This is a genomic window from Streptomyces sedi, from assembly GCF_006335015.1.
Classification (GTDB): Bacteria; Actinomycetota; Actinomycetes; order Streptomycetales; family Streptomycetaceae; genus Streptomyces; species Streptomyces sedi.
Genome location: NZ_VDGT01000005.1, coordinates 234459 through 246687, shown reverse-complemented (window position 1 = coordinate 246687; position 12229 = coordinate 234459). Strand labels below are relative to the sequence as shown.

Below are 12229 nucleotides of genomic sequence, written 5' to 3'. Positions count from 1 at the left end.
GCCGGGCAAGTCCCGCCGGGCGCGCGCTTTTCCCCGTCAAGCGCCCACTGCGCTGTCGGAGTCGCCCCTTAGGATGGGGGCCATGGCGAAGACCGGTACCACGTCCCAGGGGCTGCGGGAGGCGATCGAGCGCAGCGGCTACTACCCAGCGCTCGTCGCCGAGGCGGTGGAGGCCGCCGTGGGGCGGGAGCCCGTCGTCTCCTTCCTGGTCCACCAGGAGACGACCTTCGACAGCAACGAGGTCCGCCGGCACGCCACGGTGCTGGTGCTCACGGGCACCCGCTTCATCGTCAGCCACACCGACGAGCAGCCCGCCGACGGCAACGCCCCGACCCCCTACGCCACCACCTCGACCGAGTCGGTGAAGCTCAGCCGGATCTCCTCCGTCGTGCTCAGCCGGGTCGTCGCCGACCCGCAGTCGTACGTGCCCGGCACGCTGCCGCGCGAGGTCGTGCTCACCATCGGCTGGGGCGCGGTCTCCCGGATCGACATGGAGCCGGCCAACTGCGGCGACCCCAACTGCGAGGCCGACCACGGCTACACGGGCTCCACGACGGCCGACGACCTGTCGCTGCGGGTCAGCGAGGCCGGGGACGGCCCGGAGACGGTCCGTCAGGCGCTGGAGTTCGCGCAGGCGCTCTCCGAGGCGACCGCGGTGTCCGGCAGGTGATCCCCCGGCACGACGGCGGCCGGCCGCCCGGCGCTCCTCCCGGCGGCTGGCCCGAGCCGCCGAGCCCGCTCGACCCCCGGCTGGCGCCGGCCCCCCGGTACGGCACGGGGGCGCTGAGCGACCTGCTGCCGGCCGCCCTGGCCGGGCTCGACGTGCCGGGCCGCCGGCCCGCGTTCGCGCTGCCGCCGGCCGACCGGGTCTGCGTCTTCCTGATCGACGGCCTCGGCTGGGAGCAGCTGCGGGCGCACGCGCCGCTCGCCCCGTTCCTCACCTCGCTGCTGCCCACCTCGCGCGCGGGCGAGGGCGCCCCGATCACGTCGGGCTTCCCCTCGACCACGGCGACCTCGCTCGCCTCACTGGGCACCGGACTGCCGCCCGGCGCGCACGGCCTGGCCGGCTACCGGGTGCTGGACCCGGGCAGCGGCGCCCTGATGCACCAGCTGCGCTGGGAACCCTGGACCGACCCGGGGCGCTGGCAGCCGCACCCCACGCTCTTCCGCGGGGCCGACGCGGCCGGCGTCGCCGCCTGCCAGGTCTCCGCGCCGCACTTCGAGCGCACCCCGCTCACCCGGGTCGCGCTCTCCGGCGGCACCTTCCTCGGCCGTTCCGACGTGCGGGAGCGGATGGACGTGGCGGCGGCCCGGCTCGGCGAGGCCGCACGCACCCTGGTCTACACGTACTACGCGGAGCTGGACGCGGCGGGCCACCGCTTCGGCGTCGACTCGGAGGAGTGGCGCGACCAGCTCATCCTCGTCGACGGCCTGGCCCAGCGGCTGGCCGAGCGACTGCCGTCGCGCGCCGTGCTCTACGTCACCGCCGACCACGGCATGGTCGACGTCCCGGTCACCGAGGAGGCCAGGTTCGACTTCGACCACGACTGGGAACTGCGCGCCGGCGTGGCCCAGCTCGGCGGCGAGGGACGCGCCCGCCACCTGTACACGGTGCCCGGCGCCGCCGAGGACGTGTACGCCGTCTGGCGCGAGGTCCTGGCCGAGGACGCCTGGGTGGCCACCCGCGAGGAGGCCGTCGCCCTGGGCTGGTTCGGCCCGCCGGGGCAGGCGGTCGAGTCCCGCGTCGCCCCCCGCATCGGGGACGTGGTGGTGGCGATGACGGGGGCCGCCGCCGTGGTCGCCAGCGAGACCGAGCCCAGGGAGACGGCCCTGATCGGGATGCACGGCTCCCTGACCCCCGCAGAGCAGCTGGTACCGCTGCTGGAAGTCCGCACCTGATCTGGAGCCCGTTCCCTTGGCTGAACTCGCCTTCTTCTCCGGCACGATGGACTGCGGGAAGAGCACCCTCGCCCTGCAGATCCAGCACAACCGCTCCGCGCGCGGGCTCCTGGGCCTGATCTTCACCCGCAACGACCGGGCCGGCGCCGGCCGGATCTCCTCCCGTCTCGGCCTGGTCGCCGAGGCCACGGAGGCGGACGAGAAGTTCGACTTCCACGCCCATCTGGTGCGCCATCTCACGGCCGGCGGTCGGGCGGACTACGTGATCGCGGACGAGGCGCAGTTCCTCTCGCCCGAGCAGGTCGACGAGTTGGCCCGGGTCGTGGACGACCTCGGCATCGACGTCTACGCGTTCGGCATCACCACCGACTTCCGCACCCGGCTCTTCCCCGGCTCACAGCGGCTGATCGAGCTGGCCGACCGGGTCGAGGTGCTTCAGGTCGAGGGGTTGTGCTGGTGCGGCGCCCGGGCCACGCACAACGCCCGCACGGTGGGCGGCCGGATGGTCGTCGAGGGCGCCCAGGTGGTGGTCGGCGACGTCGCGGGCGGCGGCCAGGAGGCCCCCAGGGGCGAGGTGGACTACGAGGTGCTGTGCCGCCGCCACCACCGCAGGCGGCTCACGGCCGCGGCGGCCGGCGCGGGTCAACTCTCGCCCGAGGTGCTTCCCCCGGAAGGGGTACCCGGACAGCGCTGAGTCCGCGCCGGCCCACGCTCAGCGGCCCGGCGGCCTGATGACGGCGAAGATCCCGCCCTCCGGGTCGGCCACCTTGGCCCACCGGCCGAACGGGGAGACCTCGGGCTCGCTCAACGCCAGGCCGCCCAGCCGCTCGACGTCCCGCACCGCCTCGTCCACGTCCGGCACCGAGAAGTACGTCAGCCAGTGCGGACCCCGGTCCCGGGGCAGCGACCTGGCGCCGACGCCCCGGACGCTGGCCGTCGGCCGGCCGTCCAGCCGGAACGTCAGGTAGTCCAGGCCCTCGGGCTGGGCCGGCTCGGGCGCCGCCTCGTACCCGAGGACGTTGCTGTAGAACTTGCTGACCGTCGACGTGTCGGCGGTGATCAGCTCGTTCCACTCGGGGGTGCCGGCCGGCCCGTAGAACGGCGCGCTGCGCCGCGGGCCGCCCTGCCAGAGGCCGAAGACCGCCCCGTTCACGTCCGCCGCGATGGCCAGCCGTCCCACCTGGTCCACCTCGATCGGACCGACCGCCACCGTGCCACCGCACTCCCTGATGGTCGCGGCGGTCGCGTCCACGTCCCCCGTGGCGATGTAGGGCAGCCAGGAGACCGGCCTGCCCCGCACCCCGGACGCGAACTCCCCGAGCCCGGCCACCGGGTGGCCGTCGCGCAGCGCCCTGACGTAGGGGCCCAGCTGGTCGGGGCCGGTGTCGAACTCCCAGCCGAACAGCTCACCGTAGAACCGTTGAGCGACGGACACGTCATGGACCATCAGACTCACCCAGCGGTGCGTCCCCGAAACCGGGGGACTCGCTGCCTCGGTCATCCTGCTCCCTTCTCGATACCCATCCACACCCCTGCCCCGCGCGCACCGAAAGAGTCTCTCCCGCGCACGGGGACAATGGGTGCCATGACTGCGATCATCCCGGCCCAGGACCTCGCCGCGCTTCTCGCTCCCGGAACCCCACCAGCCGACCGGCCCGTGCTGCTCGACGTGCGTTGGCGCCTCGGCGGCCCGCCGGGACACCCTGATTATCTGACGGGTCATCTGCCGGGCGCGGTCTATGTCGACCTCGAAGCCGAACTGGCGGGTCCCGCCGGGGACTCCGGGCGTCATCCGCTGCCCGACCCCGCGGTCCTCGGCGTCGCGGCACGGCGCGCGGGTGTGAGCTCGGGCCGGCCCGTGGTGGTCTACGACGGCGGCGACGGCTGGGCCGCCGCACGCGCCTGGTGGCTGCTGCGCTGGGCCGGCCACGGCGACGTGCGGGTGCTGGACGGTGGGCTGGCCGCCTGGGACGGGCCGCTGGTCACGGAGGAACCGGCGCCGGACGAGGGCGACTTCGTTCCCGCCCCCGGCGCGCTGCCGGTGCTGGACGCGGACGGCGCCGCCGCGTTGGCCAGGCGCGGTGTGCTGCTGGACGCCCGGGCGGGGGAGCGGTACCGGGGCGAGGTCGAGCCGATCGACCCGGTGGCCGGCCACATCCCCGGCGCGGTCTCGGCGCCCACCACCGAGAACGTCGACGCCGACGGACTGCTGCGCTCGCCGGCCGCGCTCGGTGACCGGTTCGCCGCGCTGGGCGTCACCCGGGACCGCGAGGTCGGCGTCTACTGCGGCTCCGGGATCTCGGCCGCGCACCAGGTGTGGGCGCTGGAGGTGGCGGGCATCCCCGCCGCGCTCTACCCGGGCTCGTGGAGCGAGTGGACCGCCCAGCCCGGCCGACCCGTGGCCAGGGGCCACGAGCCGGGCTGAGCGGCCCCGCGCCTACTCCTTCTTCTTGCGGCGGGTGCCGAAGACGATCTCGTCCCAACTCGGCACCGCCGCACGGCGACCGGGGCGCACCCCGTCGGCCTCGGCCTGGCGGTCCGTGTTGCCCGTGAGCCGGTCGCGGTGGCCGCCGACGGAACGCGGCATCAGCACGTCCGCGTAGGTCGAGCCCGCGCTGCCGGCGGCTGCGGCCGGGCCGCGCGCCGGCGGCTCCTCCTCCTCGGGCTCGTCCAGCTCCGGCTCCTCGTCGGCGTCGGCAGCGGGAGCGGGCGGCTCGGGAACGACGAGGTCGCCCCGGAAGCTCGGCACCGCCTCCAGCAGGCTCGTCAACGAGTCCGTGTCGTTGTCCAGCCGGGACGCCGACTCGGGGCCGGAACGGCCGCCGGGGCGCTCGTTCTCCCGGGGGAGCCGGGCGATCCTCGGCACGAACGGGGTGCTGGGCTCGGGCGAGTCGTCCGTCTCGCCCAGCAGCGACCTGGCCTCCTCGTCCACGGCCTGCACCAGCCGGCGTGGCGGGTCGTACATCCAGCTCGCCGAGTGGGTCTCGCCGGCGACCCGGTAGACCAGCAGCACCTCCCAGGTGCCGTCGTCCCTGCGCCAGGAGTCCCAGCGGACCGCGTCCTTGTCGGCGCCGCGCAGCATCAGCCGCTCCGCGACCGCCTCGCCCAGCTGCGGCCCCGCCGTCTCGCCCGGCCTGCGGACCGGCGTCTTGCGCGCCCGCTCGGCCATGAAGGCCCGCTCGGCCAGGACCGGACCCTCGAAACGGCGCACCCGGTCCACCGGGATGCCGGCGAACTGCGCGACCTCCTCGGCCGTCGCGCCGGCTCGTATCCGCGCCTGGATGTCCCTGGGGCGGAGGTGGTTCTCCACCTCGATCTCGATCTGGCCCAGCCGCGCGCGGTCGTTGCGCACGGCGGCGCGCAGCCGCTCGTCGATGGGGAGGGTGTACTCCGTGTTGTCTGCAGCCTTCAGCACCAGGCGTGTGCCGTCATTGCTCACGGCCACGACACGCAGTTCGGGCACGAGGACCTCCCGGGTGGTGCCTGCCGACGTCACGTACGTCGCTGCTCCTGCCAGACGAGTGTGACCTGCCCGGGCGCAGCCTGCCACAACCTTGCCGACTTGCCCGGCGTGTCGGGCCGTGGTCTGGAACCGATGTTATGGCACAGTCGCCACTTTGCCACGTGCGGTGACCGGCGCGAGCGCACTTCTCCGCATGGGGCAAACCGGGCCAAGGGCCACGTGTGGTCACACTACTCCATTGGGGCCACGGGGGTGGGGTGCCACGCTGCTGAACTTCGCGGGCGGTGGGGGAGTTGGGGTGCCGCACGGGCCGGGCTTCCGGTGGCAAGTCTCCAGGATTCCCCCAAATCGGGACGTTCCTTCTCGTTCGTTGACCGTATCCGTGGGTCCGGTGTGAACAGTGTGAGATTTGAGTCGAACGAGGGAAGCGAAGGTAAAGACTGGCCCGGAAGGTGACGAACGGCACGGATCGTCATCCTCCCGGCGTGGACGCGACGGTGGCCGGGGGCGCCGCCGGAGTCCCCCCGGAGGGTGGCAGGATCGCGGGCATGGAAGGTGTGCACGCTGCCCAGCCCTACGACGCCCTGCTCCTCCTCTCCTTCGGAGGCCCGGAGGGACCCGACGATGTCCTGCCGTTCCTGGAGAACGTCACGCGTGGCCGGGGCATCCCCCGCGAGCGACTGGCCGAGGTCGGCGCCCACTACCACCTGTTCGACGGCGTCAGCCCGATCAACGAGCAGAACAGGACCCTGCTGGCCGCCCTCGGCGACGAGTTGGCGGCCCACGGCATCGATCTGCCGGTCTACTGGGGTAACCGCAACTGGGCGCCCTATCTGACCGACACCCTGCGGCAGGTGGTCGCCGACGGCAGGCGCCGGGTGCTGGCGCTGGTCACCAGCGCGTACGCCTCCTACTCGGGCTGCCGCCAGTACCGCGAGGACCTCGCCGAGGCGCTGCTCGCCCTCCGGGAGGAGGGCCTGGAGCTGCCCCGGGTGGACAAGTTGCGGCTGTACTACAACCACCCCGGTTTTCTGGAGACCGTCGCCGAGGGCGTGCGGGAGTCGTTGGAGCGCCTGCCCGGCGACGCGCGCGCCGGCGCGCGGCTGGTCTTCAGCACCCACTCGATCCCCGACTCGGCCGCCGACGTCTCGGGACCGCCCCCGGGGCACGGCTCCGGCGGCGCCTACGTCGCCCAACACATGGAGGCCGCCCGCGTGGTGGCCGAGCGGGTCGCCGAGGCCACCGGCGTGGAGCGCGAGTGGGAGCTGGTCTATCAGTCCCGCAGCGGCTCCCCCCGTATCCCCTGGCTGGAGCCCGACGTCAACGACCGGCTGCGGGAGTTGGCGGCCGAGGGCGTCCGGGCCGTGGTCCTCGTCCCGGTCGGCTTCGTCTCCGACCACATGGAGGTCCGCTACGACCTCGACACCGAGGCCCTCGCCACCGCCGAGGAGTTGGGGCTGCTCGCCGTCCGGGCGCCCACCGTCGGCGCCCACCCGCGCTTTGTCGCGGCGCTGCGCGAGCTGGTCGTGGAGCGCGCCGCGGCCGAGCGCGGCCAGGGCCCGGAGCGCCCCGCGCTGGGCGCGTCCGGCGCCAGCCACGACCTGTGCCCGGTCGGCTGCTGCGCCGGCCGGGTGGACAAGCCGGCGGCGGCCGGCGTCGACAGCCCCTTCGCCTGACCGCGGGGGCCACCGCCCCTCCCGTTCGCCCGCCCAAGGAGCCCCCGTGTCCGAACGCCCCGTGTCCGAGTCCACCGCGCCGGCGCCGCCGGAACCGGCGCTGGTCGCCGAGCTGCTTGAGGTGGCCGTCGAGGCGGCCCGCAGAGCCGGCGTCCTGCTGCGCGACGGCCGCCCCGCCGACCTCGGCGTGGCGGCGACCAAGTCCAGCCCGATCGACGTCGTCACCGAGATGGACATCGCCGCCGAACGACTCATCGCCGACTTCCTCGCCGAACGCCGTCCCGGGGACGGGCTGCTCGGCGAGGAGGACGGCGAACGGCCGGGCACCAGCGGTGTGCGCTGGGTCGTCGACCCGCTGGACGGCACCGTCAACTACCTGTATGGCCTGCCCCAGTGGGCCGTCTCCATCGCCGCCGAGGTGGACGGCAGGGCCGTCGCCGCCGTGGTCGAGGCGCCCATGCGGGGCGAGACCTACCACGCGACCCTCGGCGGCGGTGCCCACCGCACCGCGGCCGGCGGGCTGTCGCACCCGATGACGGTGCGTCCGAGCCCCCCGCTGGACCAGGCGCTGATCGCCACCGGCTTCAACTACGTGACCACCGTCCGCGCCGCCCAGGCCGCGCTGGCCCAACGGCTGATCCCGCGGGTGCGGGACATCCGCCGTTCGGGCTCGGCGGCCGTCGACCTCGCCGACGTGGCCGGCGGCCGGCTGGACGGGTACTTCGAACGGGGACTCAAGCCCTGGGACCTGGCCGCCGGTGACCTGATCGCCCGCGAGGCCGGCGCGCTGACCGGCGGCCGGGTCGGGCGGCTGCCGGACGGCGACCTCGCGGTGGCCGCCGGTCCCGGCGTCTTCGCCGCGCTCCAGCCGCTGCTCGACGAGTGGGGCGCCTGGCACGACTGAGGGCGGCGCACACACGAGGTGGGGCGCCGGGGAGACAGCTCCCCGACGCCCCACCGTCGACCTGATCGGTCGGCGCCCCGCGGTCGGTCAGGCGACCTGGACGCCGTGCTCCTGCGCCAGCCGGCGCAGATCGTCCAGCTCGGACTGCTCAACGTCCATGGTGAACAGGTCGCCTGCCTCACGAGCGCGGTGCAGATCGGACCGGGTGATCTCGATGCGCTGAAGAAGGTCAGCGGTGAACGCGTCCAAGGTGCGCCCCCTCGTCTCTCTAGGCGGCACCGGGGAGGTGCCGGGGGTGGTCGCGACCACGGCGGACCCGGGCCGGTCGGCAGCGCAGGGGGTGGCTTGCCGCCTTGGCGGGGGTGGTCACGGGGTGTGCGAGGGCTACGTCCCCGGCCCGCGTGGCGGCAAAACCTCTCGCTCCGTGCGAATCTCCTCGGCGAGCGTCCCGTCACCCGAGGCCACGCCGTTTACCACCGGCTTACGCGGGTTGCGGGCAGGATGGTGGCGCACGGTCGGCGGGGCCGTGTGTGGTCGGACGCTCCGGGAGGTCCGACGGGAGCAGAGAGAGGGACGGACGTGCGCGTACTCGTCGTGGAGGACGAGCGGTTGCTCGCGGACGCGGTGGCCACCGGCCTGCGCCGGCAGGCCATGGCCGTGGACGTGGTGTACGACGGCGAGGCGGCCCTGGAGCGCGTCGACCTCAACGAGTACGACGTGATCGTGCTCGACCGCGACCTGCCGCTGGTCCACGGGGACGACGTCTGCCGTCACGTGGTGGCGGCGGGCTATCCGACGCGGGTGCTGATGTTGACCGCTTCGGGTGACGTCAGCGACCGGGTCGAGGGCCTGGAGATCGGCGCCGACGACTATCTGCCGAAGCCCTTCGCCTTCACCGAGCTGATCGCCCGCGTCCGGGCCCTCGGCCGGCGCGCCACGGCCGCCCTGCCGCCCGTTCTGGAGCGCTCCGGGATCGTTCTGGACCCCAACCGCCGCGAGGTCTTCCGGGGCGGGCGTCCGGTCCAGCTGGCGCCGAAGGAGTTCGCCGTCCTGGAGGTGCTGATGCGGGGGGAGGGCACCGTGGTCTCCGCGGAGCAGCTCCTGGAGAAGGCCTGGGACGAGAACACGGACCCGTTCACCAACGTCGTGCGGGTGACCGTGATGACGCTCCGCCGCAAGCTGGGCGACCCGCCGGTGATCACGACGGTGCCCGGCGCCGGCTACCGGATCTGAGGCCCGCCCATGGCCTCCTTCCCCCCGAAGCCCTCCGTCCCGCCCGGCCCGCGCTCCGCGCCCCGGGTGGTCGCCCCGCCCAAGCCGCAGTGGGACCCGGGCGACGGGGACCAGCACCGCAGCTGGTTCCGGCCCACCATCCGCATCCGGCTGACCCTGCTCTACGGCGGGATGTTCCTGGTCGCGGGCGTGGTGCTGCTCGCGATCATCTATCTGCTGGCGGCCCGCGCGCTGAGCGACGGGAGCCAGCCGCCGTTCAAGTTCGTCACCCGTACCGAGGTCAGCATCACCTCGGACGTCTGCCCGGAGATCAGCGGTCAGGTCAGTGACGACGCGTTCGAGCGCTGGCTGGACAACTGCGCCGACGTGCAGCGGTCCATGGCCCTCGACCAGTTGCTGAGCAACTCGCTGCTGGCCCTCCTGGGGCTGGCGGTCGCCGCCTTCGCCTTCGGCTATGTGATGGCGGGCCGGGTCCTCTCCCCGCTGGGCAGGATCACCCGCACCGCCCGCCAGGTGGCCGGCTCCGACCTGCACCGCAGGATCGAGCTCGACGGCCCGGACGACGAGTTCAAGGAGCTGGCCGACACCTTCGACGAGATGCTCGACCGGCTGGACCGCGCGTTCACCGCCCAGCAGCGCTTCGTCGCCAACGCCTCGCACGAGCTGCGCACCCCGCTGGCGATCAACCGCACGCTGCTTGAGGTGCAGCTCTCCGACCCGGAGGCGTCCCCCGAGCTGACCCAGCTGGGGAAGACCCTGCTGTCCACCAACCAGCGCAGCGAGGAGCTGGTCGAGGGGCTGCTGCTGCTCGCCCGCAGCGAGAACGAGATCATCGACCACCAGCCCGTCGACCTCGCCGAGGTCGCCGGCCGGGCCGTCGAGCAGAGCCGCGGCGAGGCGCAGTCCCGCGGCGTCCGGCTGGACGGCAGCCGCGAGCAGCTCTGGGTCCAGGGCAACGGGGTCCTGCTGGAGCGCATCGCCCTCAACCTCGTGCAGAACGCGATCCGCTACAACGAGCCGGCCGACGGCTGGGTGCGCGTCGACACGGAGGCCAGGTCGGGACAGGCGGTGCTCGTGGTGGAGAATACGGGGCCGGTGGTGCCCGCCTACGAGATCGACAGCATGTTTGAGCCTTTTCGGCGGCTACGCACCGAGCGCACCGGAAGCGACAAGGGCGTCGGTCTCGGTCTGTCCATCGTGCGGTCCGTGGCCCGCGCGCACGGCGGCTATGTGCAGGCCGTACCGCGCGAGGGCGGCGGGCTCGTGATGCGGGTGTCGATCCCGGTCTGAGGTCCGGGCCGACGTCCGGTCCGAACAACGGTCTGACGAGGGCCTGAGACGGGAAAGAAGGGGATGTGATCAATCGCATATGCGCGCCGCGCTAGTGGCGCGAGCACCGGCCGGGACGGGCCTTTTGGCCGGTTCACGGCCCGATCGGCAGCCGTAATGATCACCTCTTCAGGCGTTCGGTTGGGTGTCGATTGAGTAACAGCACTTGATGTGAGGCAAAATCTCGGCCTCAGGTCGGGCACAAATCCCGACCCCTCGCGCGTTACGTGCGCTGAGAACATCACAGACACCCGGAGGGGGAGACCGAAATGGCAACCGACTACGACACTCCACGCAAGACCGATGACGATGTCAACGAGGACAGCATCGAGGAGCTGAAGGCCCGGCGGAACGACAAGTCCGCCTCCACCGTCGACGTCGACGAGTTCGAGCAGGCGGAGGGCCTCGAACTGCCCGGCGCCGACCTGTCCAACGAGGAGCTGTCGGTCAGGGTGCTGCCCCGGCAGGCGGACGAGTTCACCTGCATGAGCTGCTTCCTGGTGCACCACAGGTCCCAGCTGGCCGACGAGAAGGACGGCCAGCCGATCTGCCGGGACTGCGCGGCCTGAGTCCCCGCCCGGACCGGCGGTTATCCCGCGTCCGGGCGGGCGGCGGCCAACGCGGCGGCAAGACGTTCCGGTCGCCGGGTCGAGAGATAGAGATAGGGAGTGGGGTCCCCCGGATCGGTCACCTCGACCCGGACCGCCGTGGGGATGTAGGCCCGCAGCACCATATGAGCCCGGGCATCCGCACGATGGGTGCGCCACGCGCGCGCCTCGTCGGCGTCGAGCGCCCGGGCCTCGCCCAACGCCCCCAGCGGGATGCGGGCGTCCCCGGCCACGAGCGAGCCGGCCGTCACGCGGATCCGGGCGCCGCCGTACGCGCTCAGCGCCATGCCGATCAGGGCGCCCCCCGCGGCCATCCCCGTCAGCAGCGGCACCGGGCCCAGCGGCACCATCGTCACGCCCAGCAGCAGCACTCCCGCCAGGGCCATCAGCCACCAGGTCGCCGGGACCGTCAGTCGCTCGTCATACGCCTTCATGGCCCAAGCATGGCAGGCTCGCCTCCCGGCCCGGCCGGCGGCGGTAGGGTCTGCATCGTGAGTGCGGTCCTGACCCTTTCGAGGCCCAACGGACGAGGCCCCGGGCCCGTCCCTTCCCCCGTCTTCCCCCGCCGCGCGGCCCCGTCGCCGCGGCCACGTCGGGGGGTGGCGCGATGAGCCGCCCGGTCGACGTGCTGCTGCGCAGACTCGACCCCGAGGTGCCGGTGCCCGCCAGGGCGCATCCCGGGGACGCCGGGTACGACCTGGTCACCACCGAGGCCCTCGTTCTCGCCCCCGGCGAGCGGGCGATGGTGCCCACGGGGGTTTCCCTGGCCCTGCCCGACGGGTACGCGGCGTTCGTGCATCCCCGCTCCGGGCTCGCCGCCCGCTGCGGGGTTTCGATGGTGAACGCTCCCGGCACGATCGACGCCGGGTACCGTGGGGAGATCAAGGTCAACCTGATCAATCTGGACCCGCGGGAGAGTGTGCGGTTCCAGCGGTTCGACCGCATCGGCCAGCTTGTCGTCCAGCGGGTGGAGACGGTGCGGTTCCACGAGGTCGCGGAGCTGCCGGGATCGGCGCGGTCCACCGGGGGTTTCGGCTCCACGGGCGGGCACGCCGACACCGGCGACTCCTATGCTGCGGTCGGTCCCGGCGGGGCCGCCGACCGGAAAGGACAGTGA

General features: G+C 73.5%; 14 protein-coding genes. 10 read left to right on the top strand and 4 right to left on the bottom strand.

Going from position 1 to position 12229, the window contains the following annotated elements; all coding sequences use genetic code 11:
* Positions 1 to 82 precede the first annotated feature (82 nt).
* The 3 genes from FH715_RS28825 to FH715_RS09465 are packed head-to-tail and all read left to right on the top strand — an operon-like array spanning position 83 to position 2593.
* Positions 83 to 670, top strand: coding sequence for a DUF5998 family protein (locus tag FH715_RS28825; RefSeq protein WP_245880693.1), 588 nt, complete (start codon positions 83 to 85; stop codon positions 668 to 670).
* Positions 670 to 1899: an alkaline phosphatase family protein gene (locus FH715_RS09470; RefSeq protein ID WP_246108656.1), complete on the top strand. Its 1230-nt coding sequence runs from the start codon at positions 670 to 672 to the stop codon at positions 1897 to 1899. The genes FH715_RS28825 and FH715_RS09470 overlap by 1 nt, the downstream gene beginning before the upstream one ends.
* Positions 1900 to 1915: 16 nt before the next feature.
* Positions 1916 to 2593: a thymidine kinase gene (locus FH715_RS09465; RefSeq protein WP_139642877.1), complete on the top strand. Its 678-nt coding sequence runs from the start codon at positions 1916 to 1918 to the stop codon at positions 2591 to 2593.
* Between the two features lie 18 nt (positions 2594 to 2611).
* Here FH715_RS09465 and FH715_RS09460 read toward each other — a convergent pair whose 3' ends face one another.
* Positions 2612 to 3400: a VOC family protein gene (locus FH715_RS09460; protein WP_139642875.1), complete on the bottom strand. Its 789-nt coding sequence runs from the start codon at positions 3398 to 3400 to the stop codon at positions 2612 to 2614.
* A gap of 84 nt (positions 3401 to 3484) precedes the next feature.
* On the opposite strand from FH715_RS09460, the gene FH715_RS09455 reads away from it, so the two are divergent.
* Positions 3485 to 4324, top strand: coding sequence for a sulfurtransferase (locus tag FH715_RS09455; protein WP_139642871.1), 840 nt, complete (start codon positions 3485 to 3487; stop codon positions 4322 to 4324).
* 12 nt (positions 4325 to 4336) lie between these two features.
* Here FH715_RS09455 and sepH read toward each other — a convergent pair whose 3' ends face one another.
* A complete protein-coding gene (gene sepH, locus FH715_RS09450; RefSeq protein WP_139642869.1) occupies positions 4337 to 5395 on the bottom strand; it encodes a septation protein SepH in 1059 nt (352 codons plus the stop codon).
* A 515-nt stretch (positions 5396 to 5910) separates the two neighbouring features.
* Here sepH and FH715_RS09445 point away from each other — a divergent pair.
* Positions 5911 to 7038 carry a ferrochelatase gene (locus FH715_RS09445; RefSeq protein WP_139642865.1) on the top strand — a complete coding sequence of 376 codons (1128 nt, stop codon included), beginning with the start codon at positions 5911 to 5913 and terminating at the stop codon, positions 7036 to 7038.
* A gap of 46 nt (positions 7039 to 7084) precedes the next feature.
* Positions 7085 to 7942, top strand: a complete 858-nt coding sequence (locus FH715_RS09440; RefSeq protein WP_425472696.1) for an inositol monophosphatase family protein — start codon at positions 7085 to 7087, stop codon at positions 7940 to 7942.
* Between the two features lie 87 nt (positions 7943 to 8029).
* Here FH715_RS09440 and FH715_RS28160 read toward each other — a convergent pair whose 3' ends face one another.
* Positions 8030 to 8191, bottom strand: a complete 162-nt coding sequence (locus FH715_RS28160; protein WP_170184682.1) for a hypothetical protein — start codon at positions 8189 to 8191, stop codon at positions 8030 to 8032.
* 330 nt (positions 8192 to 8521) lie between these two features.
* Between FH715_RS28160 and FH715_RS09435 the strand changes: the two genes are divergently transcribed.
* From FH715_RS09435 to FH715_RS09425, 3 genes are all read left to right on the top strand, one after another.
* A complete protein-coding gene (locus FH715_RS09435) occupies positions 8522 to 9175 on the top strand; it encodes a response regulator transcription factor (protein ID WP_139642862.1) in 654 nt (217 codons plus the stop codon).
* A 9-nt stretch (positions 9176 to 9184) separates the two neighbouring features.
* Positions 9185 to 10465 carry a sensor histidine kinase gene (locus tag FH715_RS09430; RefSeq protein ID WP_139642860.1) on the top strand — a complete coding sequence of 427 codons (1281 nt, stop codon included), beginning with the start codon at positions 9185 to 9187 and terminating at the stop codon, positions 10463 to 10465.
* A gap of 308 nt (positions 10466 to 10773) precedes the next feature.
* A complete protein-coding gene (locus FH715_RS09425) occupies positions 10774 to 11073 on the top strand; it encodes a DUF4193 domain-containing protein (protein ID WP_062214304.1) in 300 nt (99 codons plus the stop codon).
* A 20-nt stretch (positions 11074 to 11093) separates the two neighbouring features.
* On the opposite strand, the gene FH715_RS09420 is transcribed toward FH715_RS09425, so the two are convergent.
* On the bottom strand, positions 11094 to 11546 hold the full coding sequence (locus FH715_RS09420; protein WP_139642857.1) for a DUF3093 domain-containing protein: 453 nt from the start codon (positions 11544 to 11546) through the stop codon (positions 11094 to 11096).
* A gap of 173 nt (positions 11547 to 11719) precedes the next feature.
* Between FH715_RS09420 and dut the strand changes: the two genes are divergently transcribed.
* The gene (gene dut / locus FH715_RS09415; RefSeq protein WP_139642854.1) at positions 11720 to 12229 is read left to right on the top strand and encodes a dUTP diphosphatase; all 510 of its coding nucleotides are present in this window, start codon (positions 11720 to 11722) and stop codon (positions 12227 to 12229) included.